Origin of the sequence: Vibrio harveyi NBRC 15634 = ATCC 14126 = KCTC 12724, from assembly GCF_001591145.1 — a bacterium.
Lineage (GTDB): Bacteria > Pseudomonadota > Gammaproteobacteria > Enterobacterales > Vibrionaceae > Vibrio > Vibrio harveyi.
The window spans coordinates 1-17,082 of record NZ_BCUF01000036.1; the positions used below are offsets into that span (position 1 = coordinate 1).

Annotated in this window: 15 protein-coding genes; 10 read left to right on the forward strand and 5 right to left on the reverse strand. The window is 42.8% G+C overall.

Annotation, left to right across the window (positions count from 1 at the left end; translation table 11 throughout):
* Nucleotides 1-112 precede the first annotated feature (112 nt).
* Nucleotides 113-1,543, reverse strand: coding sequence for a methyl-accepting chemotaxis protein (locus tag VHA02S_RS17560; protein WP_038898916.1), 1,431 nt, complete (start codon nucleotides 1,541-1,543; stop codon nucleotides 113-115).
* 609 nt (nucleotides 1,544-2,152) lie between these two features.
* Here VHA02S_RS17560 and VHA02S_RS17565 point away from each other — a divergent pair.
* A complete protein-coding gene (locus VHA02S_RS17565; protein ID WP_009696702.1) occupies nucleotides 2,153-2,749 on the forward strand; it encodes an acyl carrier protein phosphodiesterase in 597 nt (198 codons plus the stop codon).
* 75 nt (nucleotides 2,750-2,824) lie between these two features.
* Nucleotides 2,825-4,081 carry a DEAD/DEAH box helicase gene (locus VHA02S_RS17570; protein WP_038898917.1) on the forward strand — a complete coding sequence of 419 codons (1,257 nt, stop codon included), beginning with the start codon at nucleotides 2,825-2,827 and terminating at the stop codon, nucleotides 4,079-4,081.
* 30 nt (nucleotides 4,082-4,111) lie between these two features.
* On the opposite strand, the gene VHA02S_RS17575 is transcribed toward VHA02S_RS17570, so the two are convergent.
* The gene (locus VHA02S_RS17575; protein WP_038898918.1) at nucleotides 4,112-4,900 is read right to left on the reverse strand and encodes an EAL domain-containing protein; all 789 of its coding nucleotides are present in this window, start codon (nucleotides 4,898-4,900) and stop codon (nucleotides 4,112-4,114) included.
* Nucleotides 4,901-5,097: 197 nt separating this feature from the next.
* A complete protein-coding gene (locus VHA02S_RS17580) occupies nucleotides 5,098-5,730 on the reverse strand; it encodes a hypothetical protein (protein ID WP_005451726.1) in 633 nt (210 codons plus the stop codon).
* Between the two features lie 130 nt (nucleotides 5,731-5,860).
* Here VHA02S_RS17580 and VHA02S_RS17585 point away from each other — a divergent pair, with 130 nt between their 5' ends.
* The 3 genes from VHA02S_RS17585 (at nucleotide 5,861) to VHA02S_RS17595 (ending at nucleotide 7,383) form a co-directional block, all read left to right on the forward strand.
* A complete protein-coding gene (locus tag VHA02S_RS17585) occupies nucleotides 5,861-6,103 on the forward strand; it encodes a DUF2164 domain-containing protein (protein WP_009696700.1) in 243 nt (80 codons plus the stop codon).
* Nucleotides 6,104-6,277: 174 nt separating this feature from the next.
* Nucleotides 6,278-6,817 (forward strand): cytochrome b, encoded by a 540-nt coding sequence (locus VHA02S_RS17590; RefSeq protein ID WP_017819592.1) that lies wholly within the window; start codon nucleotides 6,278-6,280, stop codon nucleotides 6,815-6,817.
* Nucleotides 6,814-7,383, forward strand: a complete 570-nt coding sequence (locus VHA02S_RS17595) for a YceI family protein (RefSeq protein ID WP_005451734.1) — start codon at nucleotides 6,814-6,816, stop codon at nucleotides 7,381-7,383. The genes VHA02S_RS17590 and VHA02S_RS17595 overlap by 4 nt, the downstream gene beginning before the upstream one ends.
* A gap of 118 nt (nucleotides 7,384-7,501) precedes the next feature.
* Here VHA02S_RS17595 and focA read toward each other — a convergent pair whose 3' ends face one another.
* Nucleotides 7,502-8,953 (reverse strand): formate transporter FocA, encoded by a 1,452-nt coding sequence (gene focA, locus VHA02S_RS17600; protein ID WP_038898919.1) that lies wholly within the window; start codon nucleotides 8,951-8,953, stop codon nucleotides 7,502-7,504.
* 286 nt (nucleotides 8,954-9,239) lie between these two features.
* Here focA and VHA02S_RS17610 point away from each other — a divergent pair, with 286 nt between their 5' ends.
* Both VHA02S_RS17610 and VHA02S_RS17615 read left to right on the forward strand, forming a co-directional pair.
* Entirely contained in the window at nucleotides 9,240-10,145 is a 906-nt protein-coding gene (locus VHA02S_RS17610) for a LysR substrate-binding domain-containing protein (protein ID WP_005441888.1), read from the forward strand.
* 297 nt (nucleotides 10,146-10,442) lie between these two features.
* Nucleotides 10,443-10,922 (forward strand): DUF1097 domain-containing protein, encoded by a 480-nt coding sequence (locus VHA02S_RS17615; RefSeq protein ID WP_005451739.1) that lies wholly within the window; start codon nucleotides 10,443-10,445, stop codon nucleotides 10,920-10,922.
* Nucleotides 10,923-11,049: 127 nt separating this feature from the next.
* On the opposite strand, the gene VHA02S_RS17620 is transcribed toward VHA02S_RS17615, so the two are convergent.
* Nucleotides 11,050-12,684 carry a DUF2813 domain-containing protein gene (locus VHA02S_RS17620; protein ID WP_005451741.1) on the reverse strand — a complete coding sequence of 545 codons (1,635 nt, stop codon included), beginning with the start codon at nucleotides 12,682-12,684 and terminating at the stop codon, nucleotides 11,050-11,052.
* A gap of 537 nt (nucleotides 12,685-13,221) precedes the next feature.
* On the opposite strand from VHA02S_RS17620, the gene VHA02S_RS17625 reads away from it, so the two are divergent.
* The 3 genes from VHA02S_RS17625 (at nucleotide 13,222) to VHA02S_RS17635 (ending at nucleotide 16,985) form a co-directional block, all read left to right on the forward strand.
* Nucleotides 13,222-14,964, forward strand: coding sequence for a bifunctional metallophosphatase/5'-nucleotidase (locus VHA02S_RS17625; RefSeq protein WP_038898920.1), 1,743 nt, complete (start codon nucleotides 13,222-13,224; stop codon nucleotides 14,962-14,964).
* Nucleotides 14,965-15,494: 530 nt separating this feature from the next.
* Nucleotides 15,495-16,514, forward strand: a complete 1,020-nt coding sequence (locus VHA02S_RS17630; protein ID WP_038898921.1) for a TerC/Alx family metal homeostasis membrane protein — start codon at nucleotides 15,495-15,497, stop codon at nucleotides 16,512-16,514.
* Between the two features lie 279 nt (nucleotides 16,515-16,793).
* The gene (locus VHA02S_RS17635; RefSeq protein WP_005451745.1) at nucleotides 16,794-16,985 is read left to right on the forward strand and encodes a hypothetical protein; all 192 of its coding nucleotides are present in this window, start codon (nucleotides 16,794-16,796) and stop codon (nucleotides 16,983-16,985) included.
* Nucleotides 16,986-17,082 lie beyond the last annotated feature (97 nt).

Here is a 17,082-nt window from a genome sequence, read left to right on the forward strand (position 1 = left end):
TCAATGACAACGCTCTGAACCCTGCATCTTGAAGTCACTTGGGTATAACAATAAAATCCACAACAAATAAAAAGGGCTCCTTACTCGGAGCCCTTTTTGGTCTTAATTTCGATTATGCTGTGCGGTAGCGTTTCAATACATCACCAAGCGAGACAGACGCTTGCGTTAACGCAGCAACCCCACTTGTTGATTGTTCTGCTACTTCTCTGATCGTATTAGATTGAGAACGAATGTCTGACAGTTCAGATGCAATGTCGTTTGCTACTGCGCTTTGTTCTTCCGCAGAGGTTGAGATTTGAATACTCATATCCATCAGTGAACGTGCTGAGTCAGCAATTGCTGTTACATCACCACCGATTTCATCAATCAGTTGGCTACTAGTTTGCGCTTGTTGAACGGTACGATCTGTAATAGAAGCAATGTTTTGGCTCTCGACCTGGAGCTTCTCAATCATAGCTTGAATTTCAACCGTTGCCTGTTGGGTGCGACTTGCAAGTGTTCGAACCTCATCAGCAACCACAGCGAAGCCACGACCTTGTTCGCCAGCGCGGGCCGCTTCAATGGCTGCATTTAGTGCGAGTAGGTTGGTTTGCTCAGAGATCGCATTGATGGTGGTGATAACGTCGTTAATTTGCGTTGTGTTTTCGTTCAAGCTGCCAACAGAAGCTGACGCTTGCTCAATGTAGCTCGATAAAGTTTCAATTTCGGTGATAACACTCTGTACGCGGTTACGACTGTTCTCAATCTGTTGCGCATCTTGGTCTGATTGAAGCGTTGCTTGCTGAGAAACACTCGATACTTCTTTGGCTGATGCTGTCATTTCTTCCATTGCCGTCGCAACAGAATCTAATGTCTGGTATTGATGTGCGATTTGCGTTTCGCTTAGCTTCATATCTTGTTCGAAGGAAGCCGATGTTTCGCTTAGGGTATTTGCGTTATCTTTTACGCTGTTTACTAGCTCGGTCAGAGTATCCATTGACTTATCGAGCGCACAACCGATAGTGCCGAACTCATCGCGCCCTGGATGAAAACCTAATCGTGACGTTAAATCGCCGTCGCCAATCTTTTCAGTTGTTGTGTACAACACCCACAAAGCACCACCAATAAAGGTTGCTACCCAATAAGAGAATAGGGCGAACGGTACAGCCCAAAGTAAGCTTAGAAGGAACGTAGTTAAAGCCCCTGACTTCGCTTGTTGATATTGGCTAGATAAGTTTTCAGTGAGTTGAATAGCTTGACCTGATTTTAATGAAGAATAAACGGTCACCGTACCGTTTTCAAACTTCGCATCGTTGACCGAGCTTACGTTCACAACGCCATTGATGCTGCGTAGGCTATCTGGTTGTGATTCGACCACACCCGAAAGCCGAGCTTGCGCAGCAATGATCGACTGCTGCTCAAATTGTTGAATGTCATTGAAATAGCGGCTGCCTGCCACTGAAGTTAAAGTCACTAGGAACAGAAGGAAAATGACCCACATTTTGTCGTTGATAGACATTTTGATAAACAATCTGTCTATCGTTCTAAACTCAACTTCTCTCATTTATAGCTCCATTTGAGATGAAAACGGTGTTGAACAAACTTATAGTTATATCGAAACAAAATATGCGCGGCTTATCAGCAAAATATGTAACAAGTGGCTAATCGATTTCAAAATATGAGATCTGAAGCTACCTATAACGGTACATCATATCCATTAATGACAGAAAACTAATTAAAATCTGACAATTGCATGCATATGAAATGGTAGTGCTTTGGCGTTGGTGTCTGGTTTTTTGGGAATATTGACCGCAAACGTTTACTTATGATTTCTGTCATAGCTTTCCAAAACTTTACTTTTCGCTGTCATGAATGTGTCATATAAAGGCTATAAAAAGGAGTTGCTGTCATCGATAAAGAAGAAGTTATGGCAGTAGAATCGAAGCATGAATGCTTCAGGAGATGTAAAACAAAGGAGGTCACAATGAGCGACCAATACCAAAACGACGAATGCCTAGAGATGCTTGATGCACTCGAAATCGGTATTATCTTGTCGGACTACATTGGCTCAGAAGAAGAAGCCGAATAAGTACAATTAGTACTCTCACCGCGTCACTACAGACGTTATACTAAGTTCATGTAAGACGAGCCAAAAGGCCACTCACAGCGTCTAATGAACTTTCTAGCCCACCTGCATATTGCAGATCACTGTAATAGCCATTTAATGGGAAACTTGCTTGGAGATTTCGTAAAGGGAGATCCAAGCAAGCAATATCAAGCTGATATTTCCAATGGTATTAAACTCCATCGTTTTGTGGATCGTATCACCGATCACCACGCTATTGTCGAAGAATGCAAACCACACTTTACTGGCGTTGCACGACGCTTTGCACCTATCGCTCTTGATATGTTTTGGGACCACTGTTTAGCCAAGCATTGGTATTCATTTAGCGAGCAATCTTTAGATTCCTTTGTTCAATATGCTTATCTCCAAGTGAATGAACAAATATCAGAACAACTGCCTCCACGATTTTTGTTGTTACATAGTCGTATGTGGAGTGGTGGTTGGTTGCAGTCTTATCAATACTTAGAAAACATCGAATTTGCCCTTCATCGGATGTCGCAAAGAACGCCGCGTATGGCAGACCTCACGACGACGTTTGAGGTTCTGGATAATGAATATGAACAATTGGAAGGGAAGTTTGCTGCGCTGTATCGAGATGTGTTGAGTCAATCTGCTGAGTATCATCAACAGCTAATTAATTCATAACGCATTGACTGCTAAAGGTAGTATGCCCAAAGGCGCTCTGGTAAACTCTGCGCTCCAAAAATTAAGAGGTTTATCATGTCCGTTAATTTCGCTGATCTTGGCATTGAACAACCGTTGGTTGAGACCCTAGGTGGTTTGAATATTGTTACGCCGACTCCTGTTCAGGAAAAATCGATTCCACACGTGCTGGAAGGTAAAGATCTGCTTGCCGCTGCACAAACTGGTACAGGTAAGACTGCGGCATTTGGCTTGCCAATCATCCAGACTGTTCAGCAACAGAAACGTAATGGCACGCCGCAAGCACTGATTCTCGTGCCGACTCGAGAACTGGCTCAGCAAGTGATGGACAACCTCACGCAATACTCAGCAAATACTGATCTTAAAATAGTGTGTGTTTACGGTGGCACGAGTATTGGCGTACAAAAGAAAAAGCTTGAAGAGGGCGCAGACATCCTTATCGCAACACCGGGGCGCCTACTTGACCATTTGTTTAATGGCAACGTAAACATTTCTAAAACAGGCATCCTTGTTTTGGATGAAGCGGATCGTATGTTGGATATGGGTTTTTGGCCTGATCTGCAACGTATCCTTCGTCGTTTACCACAAACGAAACAGACCATGCTTTTCTCAGCGACGTTTGAGAAGCGCATTAAAACCATTGCTTACAAATTGATGGATTCTCCGGTCGAGGTGGAAGTATCACCAGCAAATACGACGGCAGAAACAGTGAAACAAATGGTTTACCCAGTCGATAAGAAGCGTAAACGCGAACTGCTAGCGTACTTAATTGGTTCACGTAACTGGCAGCAGGTATTGGTATTTACCAAGACTAAGCAAGGTAGTGACGAACTGGCTAAAGAGCTTAAACTGGATGGCATTAAAGCGGTCTCTATCAATGGAGATAAATCTCAAGGTGCTCGTCAGCGTGCGCTTGACGAGTTCAAAGAAGGTAAAGTACGTGCGTTAATTGCAACTGATGTTGCCGCTCGCGGTTTAGATATTCAACAACTTGAGCAAGTCATTAACTTCGATATGCCTTTTAAGGCGGAAGATTACGTCCACCGTATTGGTCGTACGGGACGTGCGGGTAAATCTGGTCTTGCGGTTTCTTTGATGAGTCGTGATGAAGAGTATCTATTGCACGCCATTGAAAATCTGCTTGACCAACGCTTACCGCAAGAGTGGTTAGAAGGCTTTGAACCAAGCTTAATAGAAGAAATTGAACCTGAACGTAATAGTGGTGGTGGTCGTCGTAAGAGTCGTTCTGCAGAAAAACGTAAGATGAAGGCAAAACTGGCAATCCATAAAAACCGCGGAAAAAACCGAAAATAAAAAGGTGATTGCGATTATCAATAACGTTGATTACGCAGTCTTTGCTTCTTGGTACGCTTCAAGCGTTTGAGGCATCGCTAATAAGTAGCCTTGATACATATCGAAACCGAGTTTTTTCATTAAGTTAAGTTGATGCTCGGTTTCAATTCCTTCAATAACGGTTTTTGAGTTCACATCTCTCGCTAGCGAGAGTGCTTCCATCAAACACGAAAAGTCGCCATTTTCGTACCTCAATAGCAACGATCGATCTATTTTTATGATGTTCGGTTTTACGCATCTAACGCGCTCAATCGTTGAGGCATCAATTCCGTAATCATCAATGGCAAGCATATAGCCATTATCACTGAGCTCTTTCGTAGCTTTGTAGAGGAAGTTTTCGTCACTTGCATCAAGTTCAACTAACTCCATGACGATTTGCTTTCGGCGCAAGCCGGCTTCGACGATGGATTGATTTAGCAAATTACTATAAGACACGTCTTTTGCCAGCATCTCAGCTGCTTTTGGTAAGACATTTAAGAACAGCTTTTTATTGCTAAACTTGGACTGACCGAAATTGCTGATGTGAATGAGTCGACTTAAGCGCTCAACATTGATTTGATCTTCACTGGGGATGCTCGTTGAGTGAAAGAATTGGTCTGGTCTAATCATGAGCCCATCTTGATTGCTGATACGTACCAGCGCCTCAAGACCGATGATAGAAAGATCTTTCTGATAGATGGGTTGAAATACGCTTCTCAACGTCAGTTGCTTATATTGTGCGACGTATTGTCCATCTAATTGTTTTGAAATGCAGCCCAGTAGCTGCGAGATACTCATCATTATTGTTTGTAACCTAGACCAAGATACTTTCACTGATGCCTAACTGATTGTTGTGCATCTAGTTTTACTTCAGTAAGTCGAATCTAATTGTGCTGAAGGGGTCAAGGCAAGAGAGTTAGCTTGTATTGAATGGAAATATCGATCAGCCTCAAACAAATAGATGAATAGGCTGATAATCTACCTGTTGCAATTTGATGTTACCACTGTAAAACCGCGTACAGTTGAAGGTACTTTCTGACCAGTTGTTGCTTGTTTGAGCGGCGCAAAGGATGTCCAAATTTAATGTAGCAAGGGCTGATACCAAAGCGCGTATCCAGGGAATGGGTAAGCTGTGACTCGCTGGTAAACAATGTGATGCCTTGCTCGGTATATTCATTAATTGGCTCAGGTAGCTCACCCATCCACCAATGTAATAACTCTCGACTGGTTTTACTACGGCTGATCCAATGATCGCTCACCAAAAATAGTAAATCATTCGGCTGTAATGCATAGCCGTACTCACTTTGCCATTCAGTGATAGAAGAAAGTAGGTTTTCGCGGCATGAATTGCCTGCACTGACCATATGATGGCTTAATACCCAGACCGTACCAATTTCAGATGAGATGCGATAATGGTGAGGTAAATCTGGGGCATCAAGTACTTCAATTGGTTTGATGATACTACTGTAACCAAAGTGACGAAATGTGTGCTCCATACGTCGTGCAAATGCAAGACCGAGATGGTGTTCACTCATACCTTGGTTATGTACCGCAGGATAATGCTTCTCACACAGTTTGAGACAATCGTCCTGAAAATCATTGACACTTTGAATGACTAAGTCGAGTAGCAAAGAATATCCCTTAACGGTTAACAATATGAACGGCGAAAGGTTAGCATAGTCCTTTTAGGATAGACTAATTTAGATAGGCAACTTCTTGATCTAAACATCAAAATTGAGAATAGAGTTCCGTAGGTAAAATATGATCAAACTAGAAAGAGCACAAAAAGAAACATTGGCGACAGCCATTCAAGATTACATGCAGGACGAACTGAGTCTTGAAATCGGGCAATTTGACAGCGAATTTTTGATTGATTTCATCACAGAAAAACTCGCACCGATCTATTACAACAAAGGGATTGAAGATGCAAAAACAGTAATTGAACGGCGTATGTTAGAAATGAGCGATGAACTGTATGAAATAGAACAAGAAGTTCAGATCTAAGTTTACGTTTTACAAACGATTTTAAGTTCCTTCAAATTTTTCGAACAAGATGTTTTAACAAGCAATATTGGTTAGATGTAAAGGATGGTAAATAATCTGTTTCATACAAGGTAAATAAGTTAATGTTGTGTTTCTTGCTCAACATCAACTTAGGAACATATCTAGGAACGTGAGATGGAAACACTGGTAAAGAATTACAACCTACCTGCACGATTTATGCATTGGTTATCAGCACTTTGCATCATCGGTTTGTTTGCTGTGGGTTTGTGGATGGTCGACCTTAGCTACTACAGCGAATGGTATCGTACGGCGCCACATTATCACCGCTCTGTGGGCATTCTATTGGCAATACTTACTTTGGCTCGCATCGTGTGGAAACATGTGACGGCGTCACCAAAAGTAGAAGGTAAACCTTATGAAGTGGCTGCAGCAAAGGCGGCACATGGTGTGATGTACTTATTGCTCATCACTATCTTTATTTCAGGTTACCTTATCTCAACATCTGATGGTCGCGGTATCGAAGTTTTTAATTGGTTTACGGTACCAGGCGCAGGGGAGTTATTTCCCGGTCAATCAGATATTGCGGGTGAAATTCACTTCTATGCAGCTTGGGCTGTAATCCTAATGGCTGGTATGCATGCCGCTGCTGCACTAAAACATCACTTTATCGATAAAGACAACACATTAAGAAAAATGTTAGGAGCTTCAAAATGAAAAAGTCACTTTTCGCTACAGGACTAGCAATCGCTATGGCACTACCGTTTGGTGCTAACGCTGCAGATTACGTTATCGATACGAAAGGCGCTCACGCATCTATTAACTTTAAAGTAAGCCACTTAGGTTACAGTTTCATCAAAGGTCGTTTTAATACATTTTCTGGTGACTTTTCTTTTGATGAAAACAACATTGCTGATTCGAAAGTAAACGTAGTGGTTGATACAACTAGCCTTGATTCAAACCATGCAGAGCGTGATAAACACATCCGTAGCGGTGATTTCATCGATGCAGGTAAATACAGCGAAGCGACGTTTAAGAGTACAAAAGTTGTAGACAAAGGCAACGGTAAGCTAGATGTAACAGGTGATCTTACTCTTCACGGTGTCACTAAGCCAATCACAATCGAAGCAGAATTTGTTGGCGCGGGTAACGACCCATGGGGTGGTGAGCGTGCGGGCTTCATTGGTCAAACCCGTCTTGAGCTTGCTGATTTCGAAATCCCTGTAATGGGCTCATCGAGCTACGTTGATATGGAATTGCACATCGAAGGTATTAAGAAGTAATTTCTTGCTCTTGTGTGTATAAATAAAGAAAGCGCTCTAAATAGAGCGCTTTTTTATTGGTGCCAACTTTTGTTGTTAGTTGTTAGTTGTTAGTTGTTAGTTGCTAGTTGTAATAGTTTTATGCTGTTTCTAGAACGTTATCTTCAACTAGGTTTAGACGTTCGCCATATACCGGACGAAGAGCTTTAAGAACTTCACTACGTGTCACCACGCCAACCATGAGACCGTTTTCTAGTACAGGCAGCACTTGAGGCTTGCTTACTTTGATACTTTTCGCGCGTTCTTCTAAAGAAAGAGAAGTAAAGCGAGTCGCCATGCCCATGCTCGTCGTTGGGTAAAGTTGTTCTTTATCGATACATAAGAACTCAACAACGTCGACTAAGCGGTCATTTGCATCAATTGCTACTACGTCACGGCTCATCAAATCGACAACTTTTTGTTCTTGAGCTGGGATGTAATCTTGGCACCATAATTCAACCATTACGTCGTGTGCTGAGAAGAAACCAACCAAACGGTTTTCAATGTCAACAACAGGTGCACTGATTAGATTGTTGTCCAACAGGGTATCTAGTGCAGTTGATACTGGCATTTCTACGCTCAGAGTAACTGGGCTAGGGTTCATGATCTCTTTTACAATCGATGCGTTTTTCATAGTGCGTTCCTTAACTGACGTGAGTGTTGTAGTGTTTGTAATTGATGCAACTTTTGCTGCTTTAAGTTCTGGTCGACGGTAAATGCACCAGTTAGCTAAACCAACCAATACTGCACCACCAACGATATTGCCTAGAGTCACTGGAATTAGGTTTGTAGTGATGAAGTGACCGACATTCAAATCTGCATATTGAGAAGCTGGTACACCAACCGCAGTCCAGAAAGATTCCGGTGCGAAGTTTGCGATAACGATACCTAGCGGTACCATGAACATGTTTGCCACACAGTGCTCAAAACCACTGCTAACGAACATCGCGACTGGCATGATGGTCATTGCTGCTTTGGTCATAGCGTTTGCCGAGCTGAATGTCAGCCAGATTGCAAGACAAACCAATAAGTTACATAAAATGCCTAATGCAAAAGCTTGTACCAATGTATGGTGTAGTTTGTGCTGTGCGATGTTGAGTGCGTTTAAGCCCCATTGACCTGCATCCATTTGGTACAAGCCCGCCGCACTTACCAATGCAAGTAAAAACATTGCACCGATGAAGTTACCTACATAAACCTTGCCCCAAATCGACAACATTTTGCCGAATGAGATTTGTTTGTTTGCCCATGAGATGCTCGAAAGCACTGAACTGGTAAACAACTCACCACCGCAAATGACGATGAGTATCAAACCCATACTGAATGCTAAACCACCTGCAAGACGGCTAAGACCCCAACCTGCATCCGCACTACCTGTTGTCACTGTGATGTAGAACAAGAATGCTAAACCTATGAATGCGCCTGCCATAATTGCCAAACCCAGTGTCATGCCGCTGGTTTTGTTTGCTTTACTAAGTGCAAACTTCTCAGCTTCAGCCATCATTTCTTTTGGAGAGAAATACTGGATATTTTGAGAGCTGGTCACCGCCATAATGACTCCTTAGTCTGTGGTTCCATATGAACTCCTTGGTTAATGAAATCGAGACGTTTTCTGTACTCGAAAGAGAAGGTGTTATTGTTTTTTGTTGCGGTGTTCCCGAACCGCATATCCAGATTAAGCAGGTCAGAGCTACAGGTAAAATTGATAATATTTAGAATCCTCATCAAATTATTTGATAAGTTCTTAAAGGCAGGTAAAATGAACCTCATTGCGTATCGACGCATGTATTTTTGGGTTGCGAGAGTATGGGGAATACTCGCCAATTAGGGAGGACACTTTGCGCTACTCACTTAAGCAATTAGCGGTTTTTGACGCTGTTGCAGATACCGGCAGTGTAAGCCAGGCCGCGGATAAACTGGCTCTGACACAATCGGCGACGAGCATGTCGCTTGCTCAGTTGGAAAAAATGCTTGGTAGACCTTTATTTGAAAGGCAAGGCAAACAAATGGCTTTAACACATTGGGGGATGTGGTTAAGACCAAAAGCAAAGCGTTTACTGCAAGACGCGCTACAAATTGAAATGGGTTTTTACGAGCAACACTTGTTGAGTGGGCACATTCGATTAGGCGCGAGTCAAACACCTGCAGAACACCTAGTTCCTGACCTTATCAGTATCATTGATAATGATTTTCCAGAGATGCGTATCTCCTTAGGCGTACAGAGTACTCAGGCCGTCATCGATGGTGTCTTGGATTACAAATACGATCTGGGCGTGATTGAAGGTCGCTGTGACGATAACCGTTTACACCAAGAGATTTGGTGTCGAGACCATCTTACTGTAGTCGCAGCGTCCCACCATCCATTTGCGCGTAACTCATCAGTGAGCTTAGCTCAACTTGAACAAGCGAAATGGGTGTTGCGAGAACATGGTTCTGGTACTCGCAAGATTTTTGATAGTTCGATTCACCATCTTATTGAAGATTTGGACGTGTGGCGTGAATACGAACATGTTCCAGTTCTAAGAAGCTTGGTATCCAATGGTCAGTATTTGACGTGCCTGCCTTATCTTGATGTAGAACGTTACATTGAAGCTGGTGATTTGGTTGCGCTGAACGTACCTGATCTGAAGATGGATCGAACATTATCGTTTATATGGCGTGCTGATATGGCGGAAAACCCATTGGTTGACTGCATCAAACGTGAAGGCTTACGCATGATGAAAGGCAAACCTTCAGTGCTTTAAGCGATATTCGAAACAAAATGATCGCATCTTAGTAAAGGCTCTGCATTGTGCAGGGCCTTTTTTGTCATCTATTGCTTATTTCGCCCAATTTATTGTGATTTTGTTATTTTCGAAATCTGTTGATTTATCGGTTGCGTCAAATTTAACGTGTAAAACATGCAACGTTATAGGATGTTATTGCGATCTTGATCACCGAAGTCAATGAGGGATGTGCCTAGTATTGACTGCCTGATTTCAATGTATGAAGGCAGTTTTCGAACCAAGTGGTACGAAACTAGTCAAGCGGGTAAGAATACCATGACCACACTTTTAGCAATTTCAATTACAACTGGCATTCTCTCTGGCGTATGGGGCTGGATCGCTATCTCCCTTGGTCTGTTGTCTTGGGCAGGCTTTCTTGGCTGTACAAGTTACTTTGCATCCCCGACAAGTGGCTTAAAAGGGCTAGCAGAAAGTTTGATCACCAATATGACAGGCGTATTTTGGGCGTTGGTAATCATTTACGGTTCAACTTACGTAGGTGTAGAGATTATCGGTTATGTAATTACTGCTGTAGTTGCGTTCTTTATGTGTATTCAAGCGAAACAAGCTTGGCTAGCGTACATCCCTGGCACTTTCATTGGCTCATGCGCCACTTTTGCTGCAGACGGCAATTGGCAACTTGTAGTGCCATCGCTGATTTTAGGTGGCGTGTTTGGCTACTTAATGAAAGCAACAGGACTTTGGTTACATGCGAAATCAGCCGCTACTTCTTCGCTCGCTGAGCAAGTACAGTAGTGAACCCCCGATCTTATTTGTATCCGCTGTGTGTTGAGACTTATCCCGCTCAATACAGTTAATCAAAATTACTGATTCTTGATACAAGCACACCAGGTTGGTGTGCTTTTTTTTATTTATACGCTTGTTAGGTGTTTCCGTTTGCCATGGTAACGACACGTTTCAACGTCCAGCGCAGTAGCACAGGGATGCAATCTACACCTCGTTCTTCACAATGAGCGACAATCGCTAAGGCGAGATCGGGTTTTGCTTGTTTCTTCAGAACGCGATTTACGACTTTCTTTGCTGGGATTGGGTGCTCATGAGGAACTTTGATAATGTCCTTAAAGAAAAGTTCGAAACCATTGTTATAGAGAAAATGCTCGATGTCTCTGTCAGGTAATTCCGTTAAGCGATGGCGTTCTTGGTCGTTATCCAAATGCGCTCTTACTGTATGAGCGTATTTCTTACCCGCAGGATCTCCGTCAGTGACGACGTGCCAATCTATCCCAAATTCTTTGGCGACTTTGATCAGAGACTTCAACCCAGACTGGGCAAATTCAACGATTTGTACGCCTTCTGCCGCTAAGTCATACCCGCATTGACGTGCCAGTTCGTTAAATAACCAAACTTCTGTTTCACCCTCAACCAATAGCCAGCAACGAGCAAATAGGGCACCAGCACGATGAAAACGAATGTGGAAGCCAATCCGACGGAGTTGGTCGACACTAAAGCGGTTTGTGTTGAGTGACTTTGCAATGGTTCGATCTGACAAACGAACTAATCGACGAATCGATGCCAACGGTACAGAGCCGAGTAAACGGGCACTGTTTGTGGTGAGAATCTTCTGCATCGGAAGCAGTTGCAACAAGCTCCAAGCGCGGGATAGATGAGTAGGATGTAAACGACCTTCTGGATCTTCAATGATCAAGATGGGACGTGCACAACGTCTTAAGTCTGTCGGGCCTTTGGCTTGTAGGTACGCGTTTAACAATCCCATAAGTAGTAAGCGAGTTTGCTTGTTATTCGTCTCTTTCAAAAACTGCGATAACCCTTTTTCAGCAGAAGGGCTGGCATAGAACAGACCGTCTCGCGGTTTTCTCGGGTGACCTTTCTTCACGCTTCGGAATGCAAAATAGTGCTCGACTAACGTGTGCATTGAATCAAGACTGCTGCGAACTTCACCTTTGTTCACATGACCAGGCATAGCAAACAGGCGACGGCAGGTATTATTAATGCGTTTTTCTATACGAGCATTTTTGTTGTCACCATTAATGTGATTGGGTTCGGGGAAACGGCGTGAGTCGCGTAATCGGATTACTGGGTGAAGAGTCATCAGTTCAATTGCGAGTTTCTCTGCATGATGCAGTTGCTTCGCTTCGCCATCACAGTCCAAGAATGCGTACTTGGTTGTGATGTGGTGACCATCTCTACTGGCACTTAAACGGTAATAAATGACGTGTTCGTTGTCTTCGTTGATGCACCATGTAGGCTTAATGCGACGATAACGTCCAGCATTCACTTCTTGTTTATCTTGAGATTTAAAACAGAGTACGATTTGAAGATGCTGTGTTTGTGGGTGCGAGATGGAATAGTCGACGTGGAAGTCCGTCATTTCAAATTGATAGAGAGAGCCATCTGCAGGTAAGGCGAGAGACAGGGCGTCGAGTAGGGAGGATTTACCCCAAGTGTTCTCACCGATTAAGGTCGTCAGTTCGTCAAAAGAGAGTGAAAGGCGTTTAATGCCTCTAAACCCAGAGATTTCGATGCGTTCTAGTCTCATCTCACTCCTCCTTGCAATTATTTGAATTATCGAGAGTTCTTTTGCTCCTCATAAGCATATATGAAATTGATCATGGCAAGTTAAGCTCAGTTCACAAATTTAAGAGCATTCATCCTATGAATAGAGACCGTTTAGGCGTAAAGTCACTTTCAAACTTGTACGCAAAATGAATCTTGATCACGTAAAAATGAAATGACAATTTCTCTGTTTCATAAAATTCATGATTCTGTCATGATTCAGTTCTAATAATGATGTCCAAGTAACCTCGAGATGCTTAGTTCAGCGAGAATGACTTGGTTTGTAGACTAGGCAACGATTTGAAAACCTAGTGGCCCTAAGTTAAAAAGCGTTAACAACCTATACAAACCAAGTCAACTCGCCCGAAGGGAGCGTGTCACTGATTCAATTTCTTTGTCAAACAATTGGGAAATAGATGACTATTACGCTGCATCGTTGTCCTTGAACTTAAATCAGTGACATCGCTCTGAATACTGCGTCTTGAGGTCACTTGGGCATTTCGGAATGAAAAGAGAGAAGATGACAATGAATAAAAATCATAAGCCAGTCAGAATCAAACTGGCACACATCAATGACACTCATTCCTACTTTGAGCCAACGTCATTACAGCTAAAACTCAATATTAATAACGAACGCACACTAGAGCCTTACGTGAGCGCTGGTGGGTTTTCACGTATCGCAACACGCGTAGAACAGCTTCGTGATGATGCCCAACGTCAAGGTCAGGGCATGTTGTTTTTACACGCTGGCGACTGTTTTCAGGGCACTCTGTACTTCTCGTTATTCAAAGGCAGAGCAAACGCCGACCTATTAAACGCGCTTAACATCGATGCGATGGCTCTGGGCAATCATGAACTTGATATGGGTAATGAACCGGTTGCTTTGTTTTGTCAGCGTACCAACTTCCCGTTGCTTGCAGGTAACTGGGACTTATCCAATGAATTGCCAACTAAAGATCACCGCATGGGCGATTGCGATAACGTATTGAGCTTCGACACTGAGACTCAAAGCGCGCAATATCTGGTGAAAGAATTTCACGGAGAGAAAGTTGCCATCTTTGGTTTGTCTATCGATAAGATGAGCGATATTGCCAACCCAGATGCCGACACACCATTTATCTCTGCAATAGAAACAGCAAAACATACTGTTGAAAACATCCACCAAGCGGGTATTAAAAACATCATCCTTTTGAGCCACTTAGGTTATGACGGGGATCTCGAGCTTGCAGCTCAAGTGGATGGCATTGGCATCATAGTCGGTGGTCACAGTCATAGGTTACAAGGTAACTTTACCGCTATTGGCTTAGGCGAAGATGACCCATATGGCGTCAAGGTAAACGATACTTATGTCGTTCAAGCTGGTTATCACGCATTAACCATGGGGCATTGTGTTCTTGAATTTGATGAAAATGGCACCGCGACCATGTTAAGTGGTCAAAATGAATTGCTACTCGGAAGACGCATTTTCTGGGATTCGACACTAAATGAGCAGCTTGACCAAGGTGTGTTTGAAGAAGCGTGTGACTTTATTCATGGTCAACCAAACGTAGTTGTTTGTAAAAAGCACCCAGAGACACAAGCGATCTTAAATGATAAGTACATCCCAAGAGTGCGTAAGCTTCAATCACAAGTAATTGCAAATGTGGCAGAGAAGAAGCGCCATGTACGTATTCCTGACGAATTTGGCGGAAGCGAACTTGCTCCAGCAGTAGCGCATTCATTCTTGTATGCGCTTAACAAGCGTGGGCACAAGGTTCAATTTGCCATTCATAATGCGGGAGGTGTGCGTACTTCTCTCAATCCGGGAAATATTACCGTGGCAGACGTTGCCGGACGATTGTTGCCATTTGCCGTTCCTATCGGTTTTTATGACGTACAAGGCAAAGTTGTTCGTTTAGCATTGGAAGGCGCGATCAATAATGCACTTAACAATGGTGTTGAAGGCACTGGTTCTGGCAGCTACCCATACACACATAATGTGAACTTTGAATATCAAGCCGATGCGCCAAAAGGACAACGCATTAAAAAACTAGAAATTTTTGATGGTAAGCGTTGGTGTGAGATGGAAGATGAGCTTTGGTACCGTGGTACTTCGTCTGCTTATACTATGAAAGGTAAAGAAGGTTATGAAGCGTTGCTGGATATGAAAGGTGAAGGCTTTGTCAGTAATCTTTCCATGGCAGATTGCTTTGTTGAACTACTAACGGACGAACCAAACTGTTTGAACCAAAGTCACAAACTTTACTCGCAGAAGAATCAATAACCGTTATTGGTATCTTTTTTGCTCACTCCCTAATGCACATGCGATGAAGAGGGAAGAGAGTATGTGGAAAAAAGATTGGGCTGACGCAGCGGTTGTCGTTGCTTGGGTCGCAGTTTGGTCAACACTGGTTTACTTTGTACCGCTAACTGGTTTTTAAAGATCGACTATTCAACAAATGAGGGGCGCATAAGTGCTCCTTTTTTTGTATCTGAACCGGCTTGAATTCATGATGTTGATAAACATTTTTCACAAAATGCTTTGTTTTTATCGATAACGATTTTTTGTTGGAGATCGACGCAAGCAGGGGTATGATGGCGGCGTTTGGGGAGTAGTTAGCGCAAGTTTATTTATCGTCATCTCGTTAAGCATCAGCTTATCCGGTAAATAAAGGTGTCACTTGATTCATCACGTGATCACTTCAACGAGACCAACGCATTCATTGGCTAGCAGACACATGGGTAATGTGACTGCTGGTTTGTATTGTTTGCGGAAGGTCAGCCCGAATAATGTCCTTCCGCATGGGAGGAAGCATGTCTCTTATCGAAAATACCACCCAATTATCCCAGTCTGTTCCACTGCAAGAATCACTGACAATGTACGGTGTATTCGGCCTATTTACTTTGGTTTTAGTCGCTCTCGATATCTATCAGACTCGTGGCGGCTTGATTACCATGAAAAAAGCAATTGGTTGGAGCGTATTCTGGTTCTTATTAGCGTTTGTCTTTGCAGGCTCTATCTATTTCTTTTGGGATTATTACGCGCCTCATAGCGTTTATACACACGAAAAAGCGACCATATCATTCTTAACTGGTTACTTGCTTGAGAAATCGTTAAGTGTCGATAACTTGTTTGTGTTCGCAATCATCTTTGCGCAATACAAGGTGCCAGAGCATTTGCGTCCACGCGCTCTATTGTGGGGTGTGATTGGTGCGTTAGTTCTACGTGCAATCATGATCGCAGTAGGTGCTCAATTACTTGCTCAATACCATTGGGTGCTTTACCTATTCGCAGCATTCCTAATTTGGACTGGTATTAAACTGGCGCGAGATAAAGGCGAAGAAGAAGAGGTGAACCCATACCCTGAGCAGTTCATTCGTAAATTCTTACCAGTGACAGAAGAGTATCAAGGTAACCACTTGATCTTGAAACAAGCAGGTAAGTGGGTTGCAACGCCAATGCTGATCGTTGTTGGTGTGATTGCAGTGATGGACGTGATGTTCGCACTGGATTCGATCCCTGCAATCTTTGCGGTAACGCGTGAACCGTTCTTGGTATTAGCAGCTAACGTGTTCGCTCTGCTTGGTTTACGTTCTCTGTACTTTGTACTGCAAGCAATGTTGGACAAGTTTGTGTACCTAAAACCAGCGCTGTCAGTGATCATGATGTTCATTGGTGTGAAGATGCTACTGGTTGGTACGCAATACGAAATCCCAACGGTTTGGTCATTAACTTTCCTAGTGACAGTGATGACGACAGCGGTTATTGCTTCTATCTATAAGAACAAAGAAACCAATAGCTCTAGCGTTAAAATTACTAATCAAAACTCTTAAGTATTTTGTAAATTCAAAATCCTTTAAAAGAATATTTGGTTAATTAAATGTTGCAAATAAACTTGGGTTTACCTGTGTAAATCCAAGTTATTCAACTAAAGATTCGCTTTTTTGAATAAGTATGCGGTTAGTTGGATTTTGTATTCTTATGGTTTGTAACGGAATTGTTTTATAAGAAAAACTAATCTGAATAACCAAATTTTGTCATTTTTTGCTCAGAGAAAAAATGACTAATATACGACCAACAAAACAATTTACTGCTTTTAAAGAGAGGCAATCATGGCACAAGCAATGCAAATGACAAATGTAGCTTTACCAACCTCTATGGATAAGAAGACCTACGCGGTTAACTTCAAAGGATTGATTGCTCACTTACTGGATATTCTTTTCGTAGATAACTCTGCACCTCGCAGCTACTACGCAGAAGACCTATCTGCACACATTCAGAAAGACATCGGTATGTACCGTTAATCTGAATGGAAAGCGAATTCGAAATGCCGGCTTAATCGCCGGCATTTTTGTATCTGAAATCGCTACACCTAAGACCGCATTGAAAGCTATCTCTTGC